Genomic DNA, 20,243 nt, shown 5'->3' on the forward strand with positions numbered 1-20,243 from the left:
GCCCGGTCACGGGTGGGGTGGGGCCGGAGGGCGGCCCCGGCCGGACCCGGCCCCGCCCGGCCATCGGCCGCAGCCGTCAGCCCAGCAGGTCGTCGATCCGTGCCTCGCCCTCACGGTACCTGCGGGTGATCTCGGCGCTGCAGCCGTCCGCCGTGCGCTGCAGGGACTGGCGCCGTTCCGAGACCTCCGTCTCGAAGCGGGCGAGCCGGGCGAGGGCGTCGAGCAGTTCGGCGTCGGTGCGGGCGGTGAGGTCGGAGAGTTCCACCTCGGCCAGCACTCCCTCCACCAGCTGCCGGTACTGCGAGCCGACCGGCGTGGCGATGGTCACGTGCCGGGCGGAGGAACGCTGCCGGGCGGGCGCGTCCGCCAGGATGCGGGTCAGCTGCTCGACCAGCGGGCCGTCCTGCGCGCAGCGGCGGCGTCGCTCCGCCTCCAGGATGTCGATGCGGCCCTGGAGCAGGCGCCGCACATAGCTGAGGTCGGACTCCTCGCTCTGCGCCCGGCGGCGCAGTTCGCGCAGTTCGCCGAGGCTGTGGCCGCGCAGACCCGGGACCTCGGGCGTGGTGCTCAGCGGGTGGCGCCGTGTCTCCACGCCCGCCGCCGGCCCCGGCGCCGCTCCGTCGCCCGGGCCTGCCGTGGCCTGGCCGCGTGCTGCCGGTACGCCGGCGGGCTCTCGACCCGGACTGGGTGTGATCATCGGCTTTTCGTCCCCTCATCCCCATGTGTGGTGGTGTCGTGCGGTACGTACCCCGTGCGACGCATCGTGTCACTGTGTACCCCCGCACCGCAGGCGCCTCCACCCATCCGGCGGCATCCCGGTGACATCCGGTGGCCGGCCCGCGACTCCCGGCGCCCCCGGCCGCCGGAGGGTCCCCTCCCGGTCCGGCATGATGGGGCCCATGCGAGCGGTGGTACAGAGAATCGACGGGGCCGGCGTCGTCGTGGACGGCGAGACGGTCGGCGAGGTCACGGGGGAGGGGCTGTGCGCCCTCGTCGGCGTCGGCCACGACGACACCCCCGAACAGGCGGCGAAGCTGGCCCGCAAACTGTGGGGGCTGCGCATCCTCAACGACGAGCGCTCCTGCTCCGAGACCGGCGCGCCCCTGCTGGTGGTGTCGCAGTTCACCCTGCTCGGCGACGCCCGCAAGGGCCGCCGCCCCACCTGGCAGGCCGCCGCGCCCGGTGAGGTCGCCGAGCCGCTCGTGGACGAGGTCTGCGAGCAGCTGCGGCGCCTCGGGGCGAAGGTCGAGACGGGACGGTTCGGCGCGCACATGCGGCTCTCGCTCACCAACGACGGCCCGTTCACCGTGCTGCTGGAGGTCTGAGAAGCCCTCCGAGGCCGCCGGGCCACCGGGCGGCCCCGGGCCGCCCGGCGCGAGGGGGCTACGGCTCGACGACCGTCTCCTGCGCCGCGGGCGTGGTCCCGGCCGTCAGCTCCGCGTCGACCGGGACGTTCCGCTTGACCAGCGCCAGCGCGATCGGCCCCAGCTCGTGGTGGCGGACCGCGGTCGTCACGAAGCCCAGCTGCCGGCCCTCCGGACCGTCGGAGGCCAGCCGCACCGGCGCACCGTGCTCCGGGATGTGTACCTCGCTGCCGTCCAGGTGCAGGAAGACCAGCCGCCGCGGCGGCTTCCCCAGGTTGTGGACGCGCGCCACCGTCTCCTGGCCCCGGTAGCAGCCCTTCTGGAGGTGGACGGCGCCGCCGATCCAGCCCAGCTCGTGCGGGATGGTGCGGTGGTCGGTCTCCAGGCCGAGGCGCGGCCGGTGCTGCTCGACGCGCAGCGCCTCGTGGGCGAGCACCCCGGCGGCCGGACCGTGGGTGGCGCCGAACTCCGCCAGCAGCTCCCGCGGCAGGAAGAGGTCGCGGCCGTGGGGGGTCTGCCGCACCACCGTCCCGGCCGGGGTCTCCGCGATGGAGCCGGCCGGCAGGTGGACGACCGCGAACTCGCCGGTGCGGTCGGCCACCTCGGCGCGGTAGAAGAACTTCATCGACTCCAGGTACGCGATCAGCTCACCGGCCCGGCCCGGCTCGGTGTGGATCCAGGTGGTGGTGCCGTCGTCGACCAGGTAGAGCGCGTGCTCGATGTGGCCCTTGGCCGAGAGGACCAGTGCCTCGGTGGCCTGGCCCGCCGGGAGTTCGGACACATGCTGGGTGAGCAGCAGATGCAGCCAGCTCAGCCGGTCTTCCCCGCTGACCGTCACCACCTCGCGGTGCGAGAGGTCGACGAAACCCTCGCCCCGGGACAGGGCGCGCTGCTCGCGGAACAGCTCCCCGTAGTGGGCCGCGACGCCGGCGTCTGGGGCGTCGGCCGCGACGGCGCCGGGCAGGGACAGGAGCGGACTGGTGTAGGCCATGACTCCAGGTTATGCCCGAGGTGGCGGGCGCCCGAAGCGGACGCCGCAGTGGTCCGTGCCACGTGCCGCCGGTCGCGGGTTGCCGCGCCCCGTGCCCCCGCCGCCGGGGTGCGGCCCGTACGCTCCCGTCAACAACGACGGAGTCGGGTACGACGGATCGGAGCGATGCCATGGATCTCGGACTTGCGGGACGCGTCTACGTGGTGACCGGGGGCAGCCGCGGGCTGGGCTACGCCACCGCCGCCGCGCTGGTGGGCGACGGCGCCAAGGTGGTGCTCTCCTCGCGTGACGGCGCCTCCGTCGACGCCGCGGCGGCCCGGCTCAACGAACTGGGCGCCACCAGCGGTGGCGCCGCCGTCGGCGTCGCGGCCGACCTCGGCGGCGAGGACACCGCCCTGCTGCTCGCCGACGCGGCGGCGGAGCACTTCGGCCGGCTGGACGGCGCGCTGGTCTCGGTCGGCGGCCCGCCGCCCGGCACCGCGGCCTCCGCCACCGACGAGCAGTGGCGCGGCGCCTTCGAGACGGTCTTCCTGGGCGCGGTGCGCGCGGTGCGGGAGCTGTCCGGCCGCCTGGCCGCCGCCGACGGCGGTGCCATCGGCCTGGTCCTCTCCTCCTCGGCCCGCTCGCCCATCACCGGACTCGGCATCTCCAACGGGCTGCGCCCCGGCCTGGCGATGGTCGCCAAGGACATGGCGGACGAGTTCGGCCCGCGCGGCGTGCGGGTCCTGGGGCTGCTGCCCGGACGGATCTTCACGGACCGGATGAAGCAGCTCGACGAGGCCAACCCCGCCGGCCGGGAGCAGGCCCTCGCCGGTATCCCGCTCGGCCGCTACGGGGAGCCCGAGGAGTTCGGCCGGACGGCGGCGTTCGCGCTGTCACCCGCCGCCGGCTACCTCACCGGCTCGCTGATCGCGGTGGACGGCGGTGCGCTGCGCGCCCTGTGAGCAGCCGCGCGCCCGGGCCGGGGAGCGGGGCTCTCCGGCCCGGGCGGGGCGAGGCAGGGACTTTCAGCCGGTGCCGGGCGTCCGCGGTGCAGGACGGGCCGTGGCGTTCGTCACACGACGGCACGCGGCAGACACGGGAAGGTCACTTGAAGAAGGCGATGCCGTCGTCCGGGAGGTCCTTGATGTCCTTCGCCCACTCACGCGGGTCGACGACCTTCTTCAGCTGCGCGGACATGTACGGCCGCAGCGGCGTCTCCGGGGCGGAGATCTCGCCCACCCACATCAGATCGCCCTTGACGTACCCGTAGAGGCGCTTGCCGCCGGAGTAGGCGGGGGAGGCGCTGGTGCGGGCGAGGGCGTCGGTGGCCAGCTCGATCTGCGGCCTGCCGTCGGCGAGTTCGCCGTACCAGACCTCGACCACACCCTGGTCACGCACGGTGACCAGTTCGATCTTGCGGTCCTTGACGCGCCAGAAGCCGTGCTCGGACTCCAGCGGGCTGACCTTCCGGCCCTCGGAGTCCAGGCGCCACGTGTGGGAGCTGAACTCCAGGAAGTCCCGGCCGTCGTGGCTGAAGACGACCTCCTGCCCGAAGTTGCACTGCTCCTCACCGGGCGGGTCCGCGACGCCCGCTCCCTGCCAGTTGCCGAGCAGGAAAGCCAGCGGTACGAGGTCGGGGTGCAGGTCGGACGGGATCTCGATCATGAAAACTCAGTCATGTCCTTGCGGAGGGGGCGGGGCTCAGCGCTGGCCCTGGTACAGCTTCTTGACGACCAGGCCGGTGAAGGCCGCGGTGCCGACGACGACCAGCACCATCAGAGTAATGAAGAAAGCCTCAAGCACGGTGGCTCCTAGAACGGCGAACAGTTGATCACGGACCGCTGCCGATTCTATCCGTCCCGGAACGTGACGGCTCTGTGAGGTAGGCCGTCCGGTCCGGGGTAGGCGGCGGATGTCAGGTAACCAACTCGTGATCACTGTGAATGAACGCGATCGACGGTTCGTGCGTCTAAGGCGGTTGGAAGGGGTGTGATCATGACTTGTCCAGACTGCGGTGCGACCATGCACCAGGGTCCCGGTGGGGACTGGCTCTGCGCTAACTGCGGAGCCAGTCGCTGAATCCTCACGCACGTACCCGTTCTCGCCCTCCGCTCCGGTCAGCCGGCCGGGCGCCAGGGGGTGACCGTCGGCGGCACCGGAGGATCGCCTGAGCCGCGAAGACGCCCGTCAGGGCTGCCCGGCATCACCCGTACCGCCCGCACGCACCGTGCGGGCGGTACGTGCCGTTTCCGGAGGGTGACGGGGCGCGCGCCGGACCGGGGCGTCCACCGGTCCGCGCCGTTGGGTACGGTTCCGGCATGGCCAAGCAGCTGGTGATCAAGGTGACGGCGGGGGCGGACGCCCCCGAACGGTGCTCGCAGGCGTTCACGGTGGCCGCGGTCGCCGTGGCCAGCGGAGTCGAGGTCTCGCTGTGGCTGACCGGTGAGTCCGCGTGGTTCGCGCTCCCCGGGCGGGCCGCCGAGTTCGAACTCCCGCACGCGGCACCGCTTCCCGAGCTGCTGGAGTCGCTGCTCGACGGTGGGCGGGTGACGCTGTGCACCCAGTGCGCGGCCCGGCGCGACATCGGCGAGGGCGATGTCATCGACGGTGTCCGCATCGCCGGGGCCCAGGTGTTCGTGAGCGAGATCGTCGGCGACGGGGTGCAGGCGCTCGTCTACTGAGCGGCCGGTCCGCGGACTTAAGGGCTCACGGCCTCACGGGCCTGCGGACTCGCGAACTCACGGACTCGCGTTCCCGCGTGCGCTGTCGCCCCGCGCGCCCGTCGCTCCCGCGCACGGCCGAGGGCCGCGCCCCGGGTGTCCAACCCGTTCGGGGCGCGGCCCTCGATCCGCCGGGGCTGCCCGGCCGTCGTGATCCGCTGTCGACCGCCGACCACCGACCACCGACCACCGTCTCAGACGGCGATGGCGACCTCCGTCAGCCCGCCCTGCTGGGCGACCACGGTGCGGTCGGCGGTGGCGCCGGGCACCAGGGCCCGGAGGGTCCAGGTCCCCTCGGCGGCGTAGAACCGGAACTGGCCGGTCGCCGAGGTCGGCACCTCGGCGGTGAACTCGCCGGTGGTGTCGAGGAGTCGGACATAGCCGGTGACCGGCTCGCCGTCACGGGTGACCGACCCCTGGATGGTGGTCTCGCCGGGCTTGATCGACGCGGCGTCGGGGCCGCCTGCCTGTGCTCCGCACATGGATGTGGTCCTTCGGGCTGGTGAGGGCTTCGGGTCTGCCGGTGAAGCGGGCTGTCAGGGCCCTTACTTGGCCGGTCCGGTCTCGACGGGGACGCCCACCAGGGAGCCGTACTCCGTCCAGGAGCCGTCGTAGTTCTTGACGTTGGCCTGGCCCAGCAGCTCGTGCAGCACGAACCAGCTGTGGGCCGAGCGCTCGCCGATGCGGCAGTAGGCGATGGTGTCCTTGGCCAGGTCCACGCCCTCGCCCTGGTACAGCTCCTTCAGCTCCTCGTCGGAGCGGAACGTGCCGTCGTCGTTGGCCGACTTGGACCACGGGATGTTGCGGGCGCTCGGGATGTGGCCGCCGACCTGCGACTGCTCCTGGGGGAGGTGCGCGGGGGCGAGCAGCTTGCCGCTGAACTCGTCGGGGGAGCGCACGTCGACGAGGTTCTTCGTGCCGATCGCGGCGACGACCTCGTCACGGAAGGCGCGGATCGAGCTGTCCTGCGGCTTCGCGGTGTAGGTGGTCGTGGCGCGCTCGGGCACCTCGGCGACCAGGTCGCGGGAGTCCAGCTCCCACTTCTTGCGGCCGCCGTCGAGCAGCTTGACGTCCTGGTGCCCGTAGAGCTTGAAGTACCAGTAGGCGTACGAGGCGAACCAGTTGTTGTTGCCGCCGTAGAGCACCACGGTGTCGTCGTTGGCGATGCCCTTCGAGGAGAGCAGCTTCTCGAAGCCGGCCTGGTCGACGAAGTCGCGGCGGACCGGGTCCTGGAGGTCCTTCTTCCAGTCGATCCGGACCGCGTTCCTGATGTGGTTCTTCTCGTAGGCGGAGGTGTCCTCGTCCACCTCGACGATGACCACCTTGGGGTCGTCGATGTGGGCCTGCACCCAGTCGGCGTCGACGAGGACGTCACTGCGGCTCATGTTGTTCTCCTTCTGCGGGGCGGGATCAACGGTGCGAATCGGGGCACGACGCGCCGCGGCGGCGCGCTGGATGGCGCGCGGCGGCGCGGGGGGTGCGGTGCGAGGGGAGGGAGCCGTCAGGCGACGGGACGACAGAGCATGGCGGCGACGCGGCAGAGGTCGACTGCCCGTCGCTTGGTGAGATCCGCCTGTCGTGTCATGCCAGCGATCGTACGGACGTCAGGACGCCGCTGTCACCGTCGGTCCGGATTGTGAGACGTTCCTGACTGACATGTGGGACGCAGGTGGTCAGGGCCGGTCCGCCGCGGCCGTGGGTCATCCACCGAAGGGGGCGCGAGGCGGGGGCGCGTGCCCCCGCGTGGGGGTTCGGGCACCCTCCGGAAGGACTCGCGGTGACCGCGGCGGAGGCGCGGGCCGCGCGTCCCATCATGCGGACGCCGCGACAAGTTCCGTGCGGACGCGCCGACGGCCGGCCACCCCGCGCGGGGTGGCCGGCCGTCGCGGGGTGGCTCACTCGGAGGCGGCGCCGGTCAGCTGGACGTCGGTACCGGCGACGGACAGGGTGACGCCGTCCTCCGTCGCCTTGAGCCCCTCCAGCTCCACACCGGACGGCAGCCCGGAGATCTGCCGGTCCTGGTCCACGCGCTGCCGGATCTGGTCCTCGATGCCGGGGATGCTGCCGATCACGGGGATGTCGGAGAACGAGGGGATGTCGTCGATCGACACGCTCACCAGATCGCCGTCGACATCGAGATCGCCGATCATGGTCGGTCCCACCGCGCGGCCCATCACGGTCACCCGCACCTCGATCTGGCCCTCGCCCGCGTAGCCGAAGGACACCCCGAAGGTGGAGTCGCCGTCCCCGGTCAGCCGGGCCATCTCGGCGTAGGAGATGACACCGCCACCGGAGGCGCGCGCCGCGACGGCACGCTCGTAGTTGTTCTCCAGCTTCACGTCGTCGAGCCGGATCACCAGGTCGTCCACGGTGCCGGTCTGGTCGTCGACCTGCACGGTGTAGGTGTCCATCTCCAGATCGACGCGGTCCAGCTTCTTCCCGACAAGCTGCGTCAGGAAGGGGAACCCCTTGATGGAGACGGAAGGTTCGGAGTCCAGGCCCTGGCTGCTGCGGACCTTCGAGGCGATCTCGCCCTCCGCCATCCCGACCGCGACCCGGTCGGCGGCGAAGGCGAGACCGCCCAGGATGACGAGCAGGATCAGCCCAATTCGCAGCGCTCGCATGTGGTCTGGATTCCCCCTGGGTGGTCAACGGCCCGGTGGTCGACGGCCTGCCGCGAGCGTAACCCGCTGCCCCGTACGACGTGCGGGGCGCGGAATACGTTGCAGCACGGCCGTTACACGTAGGACGGCGACGCGGTGGGCCGTCGTGGCGACGGCCCACCGGCCGTCAGAGCAGCACCCTGGCCAGCAGGTACGCCGCCGGGGCGGCGGCCGTCAGCGGCAGCGCCACCCCTGCGGTGAAGTGCACGAAACGGGACGGGAAGTCGTAGCTGGCCACCCGCAGGCCGATCACCGCGCAGACACCGGCCGCCAGGCCGAGGGCGGCGCCCTCGGCGGTCACCCCGGCCCACTGCCCGACCCCGGCGCCCGCTCCGGCGGCCAGCAGCACAGCCACCACCGGCGAGAGCCACGGCACGGTCAGCGCCGCCCGGGCCAGCGTCGCCAGCGCGACACCCGCCGCCACCGCGACCACCGCCGTGCGGGAGACCGTCGCGGCGGCCAGCAGGCCGCCCGCGAGCACGGACAGCAGCGCCGACGCGGAGGTCGCGGTCAGCGCGCTCAGCCGCTCGTCCGCGTCGCCCCGGTTGCGCAGCTGCAACACGATGACCAGCAGGAACCACGCGCCGAGCGTGCCCGCCAGTGCGGTGGGCGCCCGGTCGGCGGGGGCCAGCAGCAGCACGGCGTCGGCCGCGAGACCGGCGGCGAACGCCAGCGCGATGCCCTGCCGGGCCGGCCACATGCCGTTGAGCCGGAACCAGCCGGCGGCCGTCACCGCCTGGAGCAGCACCACCGCCGGAAGCAGGGCGAGCTGCCCGAAGGGCGCGAGGACGGCCAGCAGTGCGGCGAGCGCGGCGGTCAGCGCCGCCGGCTGGATGCCGGGCGGGATGATCGGCGAGCCGGTGCGGTGGGGCGGGACGGGTGTGGCGGCCGTGCTCCCGGGGGCCGTGGCCCCGGCGGCGGGTGCGGCGTGGCCGGCCGGGGTGTCGTGGTGCTGCGGCGGCTGGTGGGCGTGTGACCCGTGTCCGCCGGGCCGGCCGTCGCCCTGGCCGTAGTCGTTGCCCTGCCCGTAGCCCTGGTCCTGGCCGTAGCCGCCCTGGCGGCCGTACCCGTCGTCCCGGCCGTAGCCGTGGTGTCCGCCGGTGTCGTGACCGGTGGCGTGGTCGTGGGCGGGGGGCGCGCCGTACGCGGGTGCTCCGGGGTCCCCCGGTGCGGCGGTGCCGGGCCCGTACCCCTGCCCGGCGGGCGGGTACGGCTCCTCGGGCGGCCGGCCGTGCCGGGGCTGGTCGTGGTGATGGGGGGTGCTCATCGGGAGCCTCCGGCGAACGGCGGCAGCACTTCGACGGTGCCGCCTTCGGTGAGCTGGACGTCGTGGTGGTCGCGGGAGCCGACCTGCCGTTCGTCCACCAGGAACGAGCAGCGGAGCAGCACCCGGGCGAACTCCGGGTGGTCCGCGCGGCGGGCGCGGGCCTCGTCCAGCGCCCCGGCGAGGGTCGCCGCCCGGTATGTCTCCTCGGCGGTACCTGCGGCGGCCTTCGCCGCGGCCCAGTACCGGATCGTGCCGCTCACCATCGAGTCCTCCCGCTGTAGCCGCCCATCATGGCAGCCGTCGCACCGGGTCCGTGACGCGCCCGCCACGGCCCTCGCCACGGCGCGGCGCGCTGTCTCCGGGCGGCTGTCCGGGCGGCTGTCCGGCCGTGTGTCCGGGCCGTGGCGGCGGTGGGTCACGGAGGTGTCCGGCGCGTACCCCGGGTGTCCGCCGGGTGACCGGGTGCCACGTCCGGATGTCGGCGATGTGACGCGGATCCCGGCACGGAGACCGAAGCTCCGGTATGCTCTCGTGCCAGAAGGATCCGGGCGCCGACGCCGCAACGGGTCCTTTCGCGCTTTCCGGGCGTTGTGGATCTTCCGCACAGCCGTCCCGGGGCTCGCGCAGACCGGGATACCCGGGCAATGTCGCCTGAGCCGTCCCTCGTCCATCGTCCGCCGAAACGCGTACTGCCGTTCAGCCGTACCGACGTCACGCTGCCCAGGACCGAGGAAGGACCTCACCGTGAGTTCCCTGCTTCTGCTGACCAATGCCCTCCAGCCGTCATCCCAGGTGCTCCCGGCTCTTGAGCTGCTGCTCCACAACGTGCGTGTCGCCCCCGCCGAGGGGCCTGCCCTGGTGGACGTGCCGAGCGCCGACGCCATCCTGATCGACGGCCGCAAGGACCTCCCGCAGGTCCGCTCGCTGTGCCAGCTGCTGCACTCCACCGGTCCCGGCTGCCCGCTGGTCCTCATCGTCACCGAGGGCGGACTCGCCGCGGTGACGGCCGACTGGGGCGTGGACGACGTGGTGCTGGACACCGCCGGACCGGCCGAGGTCGAGGCGCGGCTGCGGCTGGCCGTGGGCCGTCGCCAGCTGATCACCGACGAGAGCCCCACCGAGATCCGCAACGGCGATCTCCTGGTGGACGAGGCGACCTACAGCGCCAAGCTCAAGGGAAGGGTCCTTGACCTCACCTTCAAGGAGTTCGAGCTGCTGAAGTACCTGGCGCAGCACCCGGGCCGGGTCTTCACCCGTGCCCAGCTCCTCCAGGAGGTCTGGGGCTACGACTACTTCGGCGGCACCCGGACGGTCGACGTCCATGTGCGGCGGCTGCGGGCCAAGCTCGGCCCGGAGCACGAGTCGCTCATCGGCACCGTGCGGAACGTCGGTTACCGCTTCGTGGTGCCGGAGAAGATCGACTCCGCGGAGGCCGAGCAGGCCCGCGCGGTGACCCGTGAGGCCGAACAGGTGGTCAAGCAGGCCGCACGCCGGGCCTGAGGGCCGAGGTCTAGACTTCCTCCGTGGCCAAGGTGACGCGGGACGATGTCGCACGACTGGCGGGTACATCGACCGCCGTGGTCAGCTATGTGATCAACAACGGCCCGCGCCCGGTGGCGGCGGCGACCCGGGAACGGGTCCTCGCCGCGATCAAGGAGCTGGGGTACCGGCCGGACCGCGTCGCCCAGGCGATGGCGTCCCAACGGACCGACCTCATAGGCCTGATCGTGCCGGACGCCCGCCAGCCGTTCTTCGCCGAGATGGCGCACGCCGTCGAACGCGCGGCGGCCGAGCGCGGGATGATGGTGCTGGTCGGCAACTCCGACTACCTCGACGAGCGCGAGGTGCACTATCTGCGGGCGTTCCTCGGCATGCGGGTCTCCGGGCTGATCCTGATCAGCCAGGGCCCTACCGCCAACGCCGCCGCCGAGATCGAGGCGTGGGACGCCCGGGTGGTGCTGATGCACGAACGGCCCGAGGCGATGAACGACGTGGCGGTCGTCCTCGACGACGTGGCCGGCGCCGAAGCGGCGGTGCGCCATCTGCTGGAGCACGGCTACCCGTACGTGGCCTGCCTCGGCGGCACCGAGGAGACGCCGACGGTCGGTGACCCGGTGACCGACCACGTCGACGGCTGGCGCAACGCGATGCGTGACGCCGGGGTGCCGACCGAGGGGCGGCTCTTCTCCGCGCCCTACAACCGTTACGACGCCTATCAGGTGGCGCTGGAGCTGCTGGCCGGGCCGGACCGGCCGCCGGCGATCTTCTGCGCCACCGACGACCAGGCGATCGGCGTGCTGCGTGCCGCGCGGGAGCTGCGGATCGACGTTCCGGGGGAGCTGGCCGTCGCCGGCTTCGACGACGTCAAGGAGGCCGGGCTCACCGACCCGCCGCTGACCACGGTCGGCTCCGACCGCGGCGCCATGGCGCGTGCCGCGGTGGCGCTGGCCATGGGCGACGGCCCGGAGGGCGCGCCGCCGGGTGGCCCGCCGGAGCGGGTGCGGCAGTTCCCGGTGACGCTCAGGCTCCGGCAGTCCTGCGGCTGCCCGCCGTCGGCGGGGGTCTGACCGCCGGAGCGGACGGCGGCGCCGGTCAGCGGAACGAGCCCGTGTGCTCCTCCGTACGGGTGGTGTACACGCTGCACACGACGGTGATCCCGCCGGAGGCGTCGGTTCCCACGACGGTGGGCTCCGGGGTGAGGTCGAGGTGTGGCGGCTGCTGGGCGTCGAAGGCGTGGCCGAAGTACGTGGCGAACATGTCGGCGCACACCGCTTCCTTCTCCTCCTCGACGGCGAAGAGGTCGTCGGCCGTGGGGACGAACCCCTCCTGGACGCCCACGACTTCGAAGACGTGCGGCTGGTCGCAGGAGCGCGGGGCGTGGTCCACGGTGTCGGCGCGGCCCCAGCAGTCGCCCTCGGCGAGCTCGGTGCCGCCGCCGTCCCACCCGTCCGGGAGGTCCAGCTCCAGGTCCTCCAGCTGGGCCAGCTCCTCGGAGAGGCCGTCGGTGAGCTCTCCCAGCTCCCCGACCTTCTCCCCGGTGGAGGCGCCGAACCCCTCGCCGTCGCCCGAGCAGGCGGTCAGGGCGGCGGTGAGCAGGACGGCGGCGGCGGCGGTGGTGAGGGTGCGTGCGGTTCTCGGTCTCATGCGGTCACGATCTCCCGCCGGGGCGGGCGGGGGTGGCGGTCGTGCCGTTTCGTGACAAGCCCCGGCCGAAACCGTGATCAAGGAGCGCGTGGCGGCGGCCGGTTCAGCGGCTGCGGGGTCCGCCGGCCGTCCCCGTGCCGTCCCCGCTGCCCGCGCTGCCTCCGGTACCGGCCGGGCCGCTGTCGCCGTCCGGTCCGCCGCAGCCGGTGACGGTGCCGTCGCAGCCGCCCTCGTGGGCGAAGCGGTAGGCCCCCGGGCCCTCCTGGGCGAGGACGTCTCCCGGGTTGGCCAGCGCGCACTCGCTCAGCGACAGGCAGCCGCAGCCGATGCAGTTGGAGAGGTGGTCGCGCAGGTCGGTGAGCTGGCGGATGCGTTCGTCCAGGTCCTGACGCCAGCACGCGGAGACGGCCGCCCAGTCGGCCGGTGTCGGTGTCCGGTGGTCGGGCAGCAGCGCCAGCGCGTCCCGGATGTCCGCCAGGCTGATCCCGAGGTTCTGCGACACCCGCACGAACGCCACCCGGCGCAGCATGTCCCGGGGGTAGCGGCGCTGGTTGCCGCTGGTGCGGCGGGAGTGGATCAGGCCCTGGTCCTCGTAGAACCGCAGCGCGGAGGTGGCCACGCCGCTGCGTTCGGCGAGCTGGCCGATGGTGAGTTCCCTGGCGATCGTGGTCGGAGCCATTTCAACACTCTAACTTGACTTCAAGGGAGGTTGAGGTCTCAGGCTGGTCCCTGCCGCGCCACCAGCGGCCTCCGCACCTGAGAGGACCAGCCATGACCACCGTCACCCCGGGCACCGCACCAGCCGCCGGCCCGAACGCGGAGCCGCCCGCGCCCCGGGTCGCCGTCATCGTCGCCGCGACCCGTCCCGGCCGGATCGGCCTCAGCGTGGGCCGGTGGTTCGAGCGGCTGGCGCTCAGCCACGGCGGCGTCCGGCCGGAGCTGCTGGACCTCGCCGAACTCGGTCTGACCGCCACCGAACTCGGTTCCCCCGCGACCCCGTTCATCGACGACTTCCGCGAACGACTCGCCTCGGCAGACGCGTTCGTGGTGGTGACCCCGGAGTACAACCACGGCTACCCCGCCGCCCTGAAGCAGGCCATCGACCTCTCCGGACCCCAATGGGCCGCCAAACCGGTCGCGTTCGTCTCCTACGGAGGGCTCGGTGGCGGCATCCGCTCCGTCGAGCAGCTGCGCCAGGTCTTCCCCGAGCTGCACGCCACGACCATCCGGGACACGGTCAGCTTCCACGGCGCCTGGGACCACTTCGGCGCCGACGGCCGGGCCGACACCACCCCGGAGCAGGACGCGGCGGCCAAGAAGCTGATCGACCAACTCCTCTGGTGGGCACGGGCGCTCGCCACCGCGCGGGAGAGCCACCCGTACGGCTCGGTGTCCTGACCCGCCACCGCCCGGCTTTCCTGCGGTCCCGCCGGCGGCACGCGGCCGGCCCGGTACGGGATCTCCCGTACCGGGCCGGCCACTTCGGTCACCGCCGTTCGCGGGGGCGGTCTGCCGGGGTCACTCCACGACGGTGACGCGGTCCGCCGCCGGGGCCGCCAGCGGGGCGTCGGCGGAGGAGGCGTCACGCAGGTAGTCGACCAGCGCGTCCAGGTCGTTGCCGCCGACCACGGAGTTGCCGCCCTCGGCCAGCGTCGGGAAGCCGTCACCGCCGCCCGCCAGGAAGGAGTTGACCGCGACCCGGTAGGTGCGGTCGGCGTCCAGCGGCTCGCCGCCGACCGTCACCGAGTCCGCGATCACGCGGTCGGCGCCGGAGTTGGTGAGGTCGAGGGTCCACTCGAAGCCCTCGGACGGCTGGAGGATCTTGAACTGGCCCTCGTTCGGGCCGCTGACCTGCTCGCGCAGCACCTGCAGCAGCTGTTCGCCGGTGAGATCGATCAGCTGCACGTAGTTGGAGAACGGCTGCACGGCAAAGCCCTCCTCGTACGTCACGACGCCGTCACCCTCGTCGCCGGAGGCCGCGTACACCAGGTCGGTGCGGATACCGCCCGGGTTCATCAGCGCGATCTCGGCCGACTCGTCGATGCTCCGGGCGTGCGCCAGCTGGGCGTCGGCGATCAGGTCGCCCAGCGGGGTCTCCGGGACGGTGCGGTCCTGCCGGATGTCCTCGCTGATCCAGCCGACCGGCTCGTTGGCGATCGGAGCGGCCAGCTCGGCCCAGAAGTTGACCAGCTTCGTCAGGTCGCGGGCCTTCGGCTGGTCGCGGTGGACGACGTGGTTGCTGCCCTCGACGGAGGCGCGCACGATGTCACGGCTGCGCAGGTCGTACTCCATGGTCAGCTCGGTGTAGAGCCGCCCGTTGGACTGGGCGGAGGTCACCAGCCGGTCGTTGCCCTCGGGGTCCGGGATGGTGCAGACGTACGCCTCGTGGGTGTGGCCGGTGACCATCACGTCCACCAGCGGCGAGGTCTTCTCCGCGATGTCCACGATCGGGCCGGACAGGCCCGCGCCGTCCGCGTCGCAGTCGGCGTTGTAGGCCGGGGAGGACGGGTAACCGCCCTCGTGGATCAGGGCGATGACCGCGTTGACGCCGCGCTTCTTCAGCTGCTTGGCGTACTTGTCGATCGTCTCGACCTCGTCGAGGAACTTCAGCCCCTCGATTCCCTCCTGCGTCACGATATCGGCGGTGCCCTCCAGGGTGACGCCGATGAATCCGACGTTCGCGCCCTTCATCCGCTTGATCGTATAGGGCGCGGTGATCGGCTTGCCGGACTTCTCGTGCACCACGTTGGCGGCGAGGAACGGGAAGTCGGCGCCCTTGAACTTGCGCCCCTTCGTGTAGCAGCCGTCCTCCGGGTGGCAGCCGCCGCGCTGCTTGCGCAGCAGTTCCTTCCAGCCCTCGTCGAACTCGTGGTTGCCGACGCCGACCACGTCCATCTTGAGCGCGTTGAGCGCCTCGATGGTCGGCTCGTCGTGGAACAGCCCGGAGATCAGCGGGGTGGCACCCACCATGTCGCCCGCGGCCACCGTCACCGAACGGGGGTTGCCCTTGCGGGCGTCCCGCAGCGACGTGGCCAGGTACTCCACGCCTCCGGCGTCGATCAGCTCGGTGGTGCCGTCGTGGTGCTCGTGGGTGACCTGCCCACCGGAGCCGGTCGGCGGCTCCAGCGCCCCGTGCAGGTCGTTGATGGCCAGCACCTGGAGATCGACGGTCGGAGCCGGCTTCGGCGGCTTGCGGTGCTGGTCGAAGTCGGCGGACGCGTTGGCGGCCGCGGGCAGCGTCAGCGCGAGCGCGCCGGCCAGCGTCACCGCGATCATTCCGGCGGCCCTGCGGCGGCTCCGGCCCTGACCGTTGCTCCGGAATCTCCGGGCGATGGGTCCGTGCATGGGGGGTAATTTCCTTTCTGCGAAGCTCGGAAGAAGGGGAAACTGTCCGGCAGCCTACGGTTACGCGCGTAGCGTGTCAGGAGAAAAGACGTAACGAGCACATTGCCAATTCGCGTCGCCGGACCCGTAGAGTCTTTCCATGAGTGACGTCGTAGTGGTGGACGAGGTGTCGGCCGCGGACCAGCGGGACGCCGGAGAACTGATCGACACGGCGGCCCGGGTCGACGGCCAGAGTGCCGTGTCCGAGCAGGGCAGGCTACTGCTGCGCGGCGGCCCGCGCGACGGAGTCAAACACCTGTTGCTGCGCCAGAAGGGCGAGTTGATCGGGTACGGCCTGCTGGACGGCACCGACCCGGTCGAGGCACCCGCCGCCGAGCTGGTGGTCCGCCCCGACCACCGCGGCCGACGCCACGGCCGCGCCCTCGGTGAGGCGCTGCTCGCCGAGTCGGGACGCCGGCTGCGGATCTGGGCGCACGGCGGCCACCCCGCCGCCCGCCATCTCTCCCAGGTGCTCGGGCTCACCCTCTTCCGTGAACTGCGCCAGCTCCGCCGCCCGCTGGAGGGGCTGCCGCTGGACGAACTGTCGCTGCCCTCCGGGGTGCGGGTCCGCACCTTCATCCCCGGGCGGGACGACGAGGCGTGGCTGGCGCTGAACGCCGCCGCGTTCGCCCATCACCCCGAACAGGGCGCGCTGACCCAGCGGGACCTGGACGCCCGCATGGTCGAGCCGTGGTTCGACCCGGCCGGTTTCTTCCTCGCCGTGGGTGAGGGCACCGGCGAGGAGGAACTGCTCGGCTTCCACTGGACCAAGGTGCACACCGCCGAGGGGCTGGGGGAGATCTACGTCCTGGGGGTCGGCCCGCAGGCGCAGGGGCTCGGCCTCGGGAAGGCGCTCACCCTCATCGGGCTGCGCTACCTGGCGCGCGACCGCGGGCTGCCCGAGGCGATGCTCTACGTCGACGCCGACAACGCCGGCGCGGTCCGGCTCTACGAGCGGCTGGGTTTCGTCACACACGAGACCGACCTGATGTACCGCACCGAGACCTGACCTTTTCGCTCCCGAGGGGCGCGCGGCACCGTCCGGGCGCTCTCCCGCGCTTGTGCGCGCCCGGTTCTCGGGAAGCCCGGTGGCCCTCGGCCGCGGGGCCCGCCGGCCGGGCCGCACGGCCGGGACATGTGCTCGTCACATCCCGGACGGGTTGCGTTTTCCCTGGCAGCGGGAGAATAGGGGGCATGAGCCAGGATGCCCGGACCACCGCCGAGGCGGCGGCACACGACAGCCGCGACGCGGACGAACCGCCGGTCGGAGAGATAGCCGCGTCCCCGGCCGGCGCGGAGGGATCACCCCTGCGCGGGGCCGCCGGGCCGCCCATGCCGCCCGCCCCCGCTCCGCCGCCGCAGCCGTCGGGCCCCGCCGGGGCCGCCCCCGAGCCGGGCGCTGCCGACCCGGCCGAGCAGGCCGGGCCTGCTGTGGTCGACGGCGCGGCCGACGCCGCAGCCGACGGCTCCGCCTCCGCCGCGCGGACCGAGGCGCCCGGCGAGAGCGAGGAGCTGCCGCCCGACCGATTCCTGGACCGCGAGCGCAGCTGGCTGGCGTTCAACGAACGCGTCCTGGAGCTCGCCGAGGACGACACCACCCCGCTGCTGGAGCGAGCCAACTTCCTGTCGATCTTCGCCAGCAACCTCGACGAGTTCTTCATGGTGCGCGTCGCCGGCCTCAAGCGCCGCATCGCCACCGGGGTCGCCACCCGCTCCGCGTCCGGTCTCCAGCCCCGCGAGGTGCTGGAGAAGATCTGGCAGCTCAGCCGCGAGCTGATGACCCGGCAGGCCACCTGCTTCCAGCAGATCGTCTCGCCCGGCCTCGCAGCCGAAGGCATCCACCTGCTGCGCTGGCCCGACCTCACCGAGCAGGAGCAGACCCGGCTCTTCTCCCTCTTCCGCAAGCGGATCTTCCCGGTGCTGACGCCGCTGGCCGTCGACCCGGCGCACCCCTTCCCCTACATCTCCGGGCTCTCCCTCAACCTGGCCGTGGTGGTCCGCAACCCGGCGACCGGCCACAAGCACTTCGCCCGGGTGAAGGTGCCGCCGCTGCTCTCCCGCTTCCTGGAGGCGTCGGCCCAGCGCTACGTCCCTGTCGAGGACGTCATAGCCGCCCATCTGGAGGAACTGTTCCCCGGAATGGAGGTACTGGACCACCACGTTTTCCGAGTCACCCGCAACGAGGACCTGGAGGTGGAGGAGGACGACGCCGAGAACCTCCTCCAGGCGCTGGAGAAGGAGCTGCTGCGCCGCCGCTTCGGGCCGCCGGTGCGGCTGGAGGTCGAGAAGTCCATCGACGCCGAGGTGCTGGAGCTGCTGCTGCGCGAGCTGAAGATCAGCGAGGACGAGGTATACGCGCTGGCCGGGCCGCTGGACCTCACGGGGCTCGACGACATCGCCGCCCTGGACCGGCCGGAGCTGAAGTTCACCAAGTTCATCGCCGGGACCCACCGCGACCTCGCCGAGGTCGAGTCGGCCACCGCGCCCGACATCTTCGCGGCGATGCGCGAACGCGACGTGCTGCTGCACCATCCCTACGACTCCTTCTCCACCTCCGTGCAGCTCTTCGTGGAGCAGGCCGCCGCCGACCCCGACGTGCTCGCCATCAAGCAGACGCTCTACCGCACCTCCGGCGACTCCCCGATCGTGGACGCGCTGATCGACGCCGCCGAGTCCGGCAAGCAGGTGCTGGTCCTAGTCGAGATCAAGGCGCGGTTCGACGAGCACGCCAACATCAAGTGGGCGCGCAAGCTGGAGGAGGCCGGCTGCCACGTCGTCTACGGCCTGGTCGGGCTCAAGACCCACAGCAAGCTCTGCCTGGTCGTCCGGCAGGAGGGCGAGCACCTGCGCCGCTACGCGCACATCGGCACCGGCAACTACCACCCCAAGACGGCCCGGATGTACGAGGACGTCGGGCTGCTCACCGCCAACAACGACGTCGGCGCCGACCTCTCCGACCTCTTCAACCGGCTCTCCGGCTACAGCCGCCGCGACAACTACCGGCGGCTGCTGGTCGCGCCGCGTTCGCTGCGCGACGGGCTGATCAGCCGCATCCGCCGTGAGGTGGCCAACCACCGGGAGGGCCGGCCGGCCGCCGTCCGGATCAAGGTCAACTCGATCGTCGACGAACGCATCATCGACGCCCTGTACCGCGCCTCCCAGGCCGGCGTCCCGGTCGACATCTGGGTGCGCGGCATATGCGCGCTGCGTCCGGGCGTGCCGGGGCTGTCCGACAACATCCGCGTCCGTTCGATCCTGGGACGGTTCCTGGAACACTCCCGGGTGTACGCCTTCGGCAGCGGCGGCGACACCGAGGTGTGGCTGGGCAGCGCGGACCTGATGCACCGCAACCTCGACCGGCGGATCGAGGTGCTGGTGAAGGTCGCCGACCCCGCCCACCGTCACTCCCTCAACCGGCTGCTGGCGACCGGCACCTCGGACGCCACCGCCTCCTGGCACCTGGGCCCGGACGGCGACTGGACCCGCCACTCGGTCGACGCCGACGGCGAGCCGCTGCGGGACATGCAGGAGACCCTGATCAACGCACGGAGGAAACGGCGTGGCACCGGAAACTGACGTGGTACGCGCGGCGGGCTGTGTCCTGTGGCGCCGCCGTCCCGCCGACGGCGGGGTGGAGGTGGCCCTCGTCCACCGTCCCCGCTACGACGACTGGTCGCACCCCAAGGGCAAGCTGATGGCGGGGGAGTCCCCGGCGCAGGCGGCCGTCCGGGAGGTGCTGGAGGAGACCGGGATGCGGTGCGTGCTGGGCGCGCGGCTGCCCACCACCCGCTACACCGCCGAGGACCGGCCCAAGATCGTCAGCTACTGGGAGGCGGAGGCCACCGGCGGCGCGTTCGTGCCCAACGACGAGGTCGACCGGGTGCTGTGGCTGGCTCCGGACGCCGCCCGCCGGCATCTCAGCAACCCCTGGGACCGTCCACTGCTCGACGCCGCCGCCGAGTCCTGGCGCCCGCCGGGCGGTGTGGCGGCCGGGCGGGACGACACCGAGCCGACGGAGGGCGTCACCGGCTGACGGTCGGCGTCACCGGCTGAGACTGGGCGTCACCGGCCGTCGCCGGGCGGCCGGACGCGCCGCAGCCGTGCTGACGGGCCCCGTCGTCGTCAGCTCCGTGGTGCCAACGCGTCCCAGCGCACCGTCAGTTCACCCTGCCGCCAGCGGCGCGGGCCGTCCGTGAGCGGCCAGTCGGCGCGGACGGCGCGGGCCGTCGCGATCCAGCGCTGCCGCGCCCCGAGCGCGCTGTAGGGGGCGGCGCTCGCCCACGCCCGGTCGAGGTCCCGGAGGAAGGCGTGCACCGGCTCACCTGGGACGTTGCGGTGGATCAGCGCCTTCGGGAGCCGTTCGGCCAGGTCGGAGGGGACGGCCAGGGAGGCCAGCCGCGCCGCGAACGTCACCGTGCGCGGGCCCTCCCGGCCGAGCGCGATCCAGACGTGCCGTCGGCCGATCTCGTCGCAGGTCCCCTCCACCAGCAGCCCGTCCGGGGCCAGCGCGCCCGTCAGCCGGGCCCACGCGGCGGGCACCTCCGACTCCTCGTACTGGCGCAGCACATTGGCGGCCCGGATCAGCAGGGGCGGTGGTGTGCCCGGCGGCAGCGGCACCTCGAAACCGCCGCGGACGAACCGCAGGCCGTCCCGCGCGTAGGGCCGGGCCGCCGAGACCCGCTCCGGGTCGATCTCGACGCCCAGCACCTCGGCGTCGCCACGCACGGC

At 72.7% G+C, this 20,243-nt stretch carries 22 protein-coding genes; 9 read left to right on the forward strand and 13 right to left on the reverse strand.

What is annotated here, in order from left to right; translation table 11 throughout:
* Positions 1 to 76 precede the first annotated feature (76 nt).
* Entirely contained in the window at positions 77 to 697 is a 621-nt protein-coding gene (locus E0D90_RS10790; protein WP_130797559.1) for an RsiG family protein, read from the reverse strand.
* 202 nt (positions 698 to 899) lie between these two features.
* On the opposite strand from E0D90_RS10790, the gene dtd reads away from it, so the two are divergent.
* The gene (gene dtd / locus E0D90_RS10795) at positions 900 to 1,325 is read left to right on the forward strand and encodes a D-aminoacyl-tRNA deacylase (RefSeq protein ID WP_130797561.1); all 426 of its coding nucleotides are present in this window, start codon (positions 900 to 902) and stop codon (positions 1,323 to 1,325) included.
* Positions 1,326 to 1,383: 58 nt separating this feature from the next.
* Here the strand turns inward: dtd and ygfZ are convergent, their stop codons facing one another.
* Entirely contained in the window at positions 1,384 to 2,355 is a 972-nt protein-coding gene (gene ygfZ / locus E0D90_RS10800; RefSeq protein WP_103529295.1) for a CAF17-like 4Fe-4S cluster assembly/insertion protein YgfZ, read from the reverse strand.
* 170 nt (positions 2,356 to 2,525) lie between these two features.
* Between ygfZ and E0D90_RS10805 the strand changes: the two genes are divergently transcribed.
* Entirely contained in the window at positions 2,526 to 3,299 is a 774-nt protein-coding gene (locus tag E0D90_RS10805) for an SDR family oxidoreductase (RefSeq protein WP_103504681.1), read from the forward strand.
* A gap of 142 nt (positions 3,300 to 3,441) precedes the next feature.
* Here the strand turns inward: E0D90_RS10805 and E0D90_RS10810 are convergent, their stop codons facing one another.
* Positions 3,442 to 4,002, reverse strand: coding sequence for a heme-binding beta-barrel domain-containing protein (locus E0D90_RS10810; RefSeq protein WP_103504682.1), 561 nt, complete (start codon positions 4,000 to 4,002; stop codon positions 3,442 to 3,444).
* A gap of 653 nt (positions 4,003 to 4,655) precedes the next feature.
* Between E0D90_RS10810 and E0D90_RS10815 the strand changes: the two genes are divergently transcribed.
* On the forward strand, positions 4,656 to 5,018 hold the full coding sequence (locus tag E0D90_RS10815) for a DsrE family protein (protein ID WP_130797563.1): 363 nt from the start codon (positions 4,656 to 4,658) through the stop codon (positions 5,016 to 5,018).
* A 233-nt stretch (positions 5,019 to 5,251) separates the two neighbouring features.
* Here the strand turns inward: E0D90_RS10815 and E0D90_RS10820 are convergent, their stop codons facing one another.
* The 6 genes from E0D90_RS10820 to E0D90_RS10840 form a co-directional block, all read right to left on the reverse strand.
* Positions 5,252 to 5,539 (reverse strand): DUF1416 domain-containing protein, encoded by a 288-nt coding sequence (locus E0D90_RS10820; protein WP_103504684.1) that lies wholly within the window; start codon positions 5,537 to 5,539, stop codon positions 5,252 to 5,254.
* A gap of 63 nt (positions 5,540 to 5,602) precedes the next feature.
* Positions 5,603 to 6,442: a sulfurtransferase gene (locus E0D90_RS10825; protein WP_130797565.1), complete on the reverse strand. Its 840-nt coding sequence runs from the start codon at positions 6,440 to 6,442 to the stop codon at positions 5,603 to 5,605.
* 116 nt (positions 6,443 to 6,558) lie between these two features.
* Entirely contained in the window at positions 6,559 to 6,642 is an 84-nt protein-coding gene (locus E0D90_RS28480; RefSeq protein WP_369008423.1) for an Ms5788A family Cys-rich leader peptide, read from the reverse strand.
* Between the two features lie 310 nt (positions 6,643 to 6,952).
* Positions 6,953 to 7,681 carry an LmeA family phospholipid-binding protein gene (locus E0D90_RS10830; RefSeq protein ID WP_130797567.1) on the reverse strand — a complete coding sequence of 243 codons (729 nt, stop codon included), beginning with the start codon at positions 7,679 to 7,681 and terminating at the stop codon, positions 6,953 to 6,955.
* A 166-nt stretch (positions 7,682 to 7,847) separates the two neighbouring features.
* Positions 7,848 to 8,987, reverse strand: coding sequence for a hypothetical protein (locus E0D90_RS10835; protein WP_130797569.1), 1,140 nt, complete (start codon positions 8,985 to 8,987; stop codon positions 7,848 to 7,850).
* A complete protein-coding gene (locus E0D90_RS10840) occupies positions 8,984 to 9,250 on the reverse strand; it encodes a MoaD/ThiS family protein (RefSeq protein ID WP_103500210.1) in 267 nt (88 codons plus the stop codon). Before E0D90_RS10840 ends, E0D90_RS10835 begins: the two co-directional genes overlap by 4 nt.
* A gap of 481 nt (positions 9,251 to 9,731) precedes the next feature.
* Between E0D90_RS10840 and E0D90_RS10845 the strand changes: the two genes are divergently transcribed.
* Together E0D90_RS10845 and E0D90_RS10850 are read left to right on the forward strand one after the other, a co-directional pair.
* Positions 9,732 to 10,487: a winged helix-turn-helix transcriptional regulator gene (locus E0D90_RS10845; RefSeq protein ID WP_103500211.1), complete on the forward strand. Its 756-nt coding sequence runs from the start codon at positions 9,732 to 9,734 to the stop codon at positions 10,485 to 10,487.
* A gap of 23 nt (positions 10,488 to 10,510) precedes the next feature.
* Positions 10,511 to 11,554 (forward strand): LacI family DNA-binding transcriptional regulator, encoded by a 1,044-nt coding sequence (locus tag E0D90_RS10850; RefSeq protein WP_130797571.1) that lies wholly within the window; start codon positions 10,511 to 10,513, stop codon positions 11,552 to 11,554.
* Between the two features lie 25 nt (positions 11,555 to 11,579).
* Here E0D90_RS10850 and E0D90_RS10855 read toward each other — a convergent pair whose 3' ends face one another.
* Entirely contained in the window at positions 11,580 to 12,131 is a 552-nt protein-coding gene (locus E0D90_RS10855; RefSeq protein ID WP_130797573.1) for a hypothetical protein, read from the reverse strand.
* 103 nt (positions 12,132 to 12,234) lie between these two features.
* On the reverse strand, positions 12,235 to 12,810 hold the full coding sequence (gene soxR, locus E0D90_RS10860; RefSeq protein ID WP_130797575.1) for a redox-sensitive transcriptional activator SoxR: 576 nt from the start codon (positions 12,808 to 12,810) through the stop codon (positions 12,235 to 12,237).
* A gap of 92 nt (positions 12,811 to 12,902) precedes the next feature.
* Between soxR and E0D90_RS10865 the strand changes: the two genes are divergently transcribed.
* Entirely contained in the window at positions 12,903 to 13,529 is a 627-nt protein-coding gene (locus E0D90_RS10865) for an NADPH-dependent FMN reductase (RefSeq protein ID WP_130797578.1), read from the forward strand.
* Positions 13,530 to 13,649: 120 nt separating this feature from the next.
* On the opposite strand, the gene E0D90_RS10870 is transcribed toward E0D90_RS10865, so the two are convergent.
* Positions 13,650 to 15,476, reverse strand: a complete 1,827-nt coding sequence (locus tag E0D90_RS10870) for a bifunctional metallophosphatase/5'-nucleotidase (protein WP_307721137.1) — start codon at positions 15,474 to 15,476, stop codon at positions 13,650 to 13,652.
* 139 nt (positions 15,477 to 15,615) lie between these two features.
* Here E0D90_RS10870 and mshD point away from each other — a divergent pair, with 139 nt between their 5' ends.
* The 3 genes from mshD (at position 15,616) to E0D90_RS10885 (ending at position 19,548) form a co-directional block, all read left to right on the forward strand.
* Positions 15,616 to 16,524, forward strand: coding sequence for a mycothiol synthase (mshD, locus tag E0D90_RS10875; protein WP_130797580.1), 909 nt, complete (start codon positions 15,616 to 15,618; stop codon positions 16,522 to 16,524).
* Positions 16,525 to 16,847: 323 nt separating this feature from the next.
* Positions 16,848 to 19,091, forward strand: coding sequence for an RNA degradosome polyphosphate kinase (locus E0D90_RS10880; protein WP_130797588.1), 2,244 nt, complete (start codon positions 16,848 to 16,850; stop codon positions 19,089 to 19,091).
* The gene (locus tag E0D90_RS10885; RefSeq protein WP_130797582.1) at positions 19,075 to 19,548 is read left to right on the forward strand and encodes an NUDIX hydrolase; all 474 of its coding nucleotides are present in this window, start codon (positions 19,075 to 19,077) and stop codon (positions 19,546 to 19,548) included. The genes E0D90_RS10880 and E0D90_RS10885 overlap by 17 nt, the downstream gene beginning before the upstream one ends.
* A gap of 89 nt (positions 19,549 to 19,637) precedes the next feature.
* Here the strand turns inward: E0D90_RS10885 and E0D90_RS10890 are convergent.
* On the reverse strand, positions 19,638 to 20,243 hold a 606-nt coding region (locus tag E0D90_RS10890), incomplete at its 5' end, for a class I SAM-dependent methyltransferase (RefSeq protein WP_130797584.1).

Source organism: Streptomyces otsuchiensis (genome assembly GCF_004305975.1).
In the GTDB taxonomy this organism is placed as follows: domain Bacteria; phylum Actinomycetota; class Actinomycetes; order Streptomycetales; family Streptomycetaceae; genus Streptomyces; species Streptomyces otsuchiensis.

Coding starts and splice junctions, on each gene's coding strand:
- E0D90_RS10790 (WP_130797559.1), bottom strand. CDS start 697: ATGATCACACCCAGTCCGGGTCGAGAGCCCGCCGGCGTACCGGCAGCA.
- dtd (WP_130797561.1), top strand. CDS start 900: ATGCGAGCGGTGGTACAGAGAATCGACGGGGCCGGCGTCGTCGTGGAC.
- ygfZ (WP_103529295.1), bottom strand. CDS start 2,355: ATGGCCTACACCAGTCCGCTCCTGTCCCTGCCCGGCGCCGTCGCGGCC.
- E0D90_RS10805 (WP_103504681.1), top strand. CDS start 2,526: ATGGATCTCGGACTTGCGGGACGCGTCTACGTGGTGACCGGGGGCAGC.
- E0D90_RS10810 (WP_103504682.1), bottom strand. CDS start 4,002: ATGATCGAGATCCCGTCCGACCTGCACCCCGACCTCGTACCGCTGGCT.
- E0D90_RS10815 (WP_130797563.1), top strand. CDS start 4,656: ATGGCCAAGCAGCTGGTGATCAAGGTGACGGCGGGGGCGGACGCCCCC.
- E0D90_RS10820 (WP_103504684.1), bottom strand. CDS start 5,539: ATGTGCGGAGCACAGGCAGGCGGCCCCGACGCCGCGTCGATCAAGCCC.
- E0D90_RS10825 (WP_130797565.1), bottom strand. CDS start 6,442: ATGAGCCGCAGTGACGTCCTCGTCGACGCCGACTGGGTGCAGGCCCAC.
- E0D90_RS28480 (WP_369008423.1), bottom strand. CDS start 6,642: ATGACACGACAGGCGGATCTCACCAAGCGACGGGCAGTCGACCTCTGC.
- E0D90_RS10830 (WP_130797567.1), bottom strand. CDS start 7,681: ATGCGAGCGCTGCGAATTGGGCTGATCCTGCTCGTCATCCTGGGCGGT.
- E0D90_RS10835 (WP_130797569.1), bottom strand. CDS start 8,987: ATGAGCACCCCCCATCACCACGACCAGCCCCGGCACGGCCGGCCGCCC.
- E0D90_RS10840 (WP_103500210.1), bottom strand. CDS start 9,250: ATGGTGAGCGGCACGATCCGGTACTGGGCCGCGGCGAAGGCCGCCGCA.
- E0D90_RS10855 (WP_130797573.1), bottom strand. CDS start 12,131: ATGAGACCGAGAACCGCACGCACCCTCACCACCGCCGCCGCCGCCGTC.
- soxR (WP_130797575.1), bottom strand. CDS start 12,810: ATGGCTCCGACCACGATCGCCAGGGAACTCACCATCGGCCAGCTCGCC.
- E0D90_RS10865 (WP_130797578.1), top strand. CDS start 12,903: ATGACCACCGTCACCCCGGGCACCGCACCAGCCGCCGGCCCGAACGCG.
- E0D90_RS10870 (WP_307721137.1), bottom strand. CDS start 15,476: ATGCACGGACCCATCGCCCGGAGATTCCGGAGCAACGGTCAGGGCCGG.
- mshD (WP_130797580.1), top strand. CDS start 15,616: ATGAGTGACGTCGTAGTGGTGGACGAGGTGTCGGCCGCGGACCAGCGG.
- E0D90_RS10880 (WP_130797588.1), top strand. CDS start 16,848: ATGCCGCCCGCCCCCGCTCCGCCGCCGCAGCCGTCGGGCCCCGCCGGG.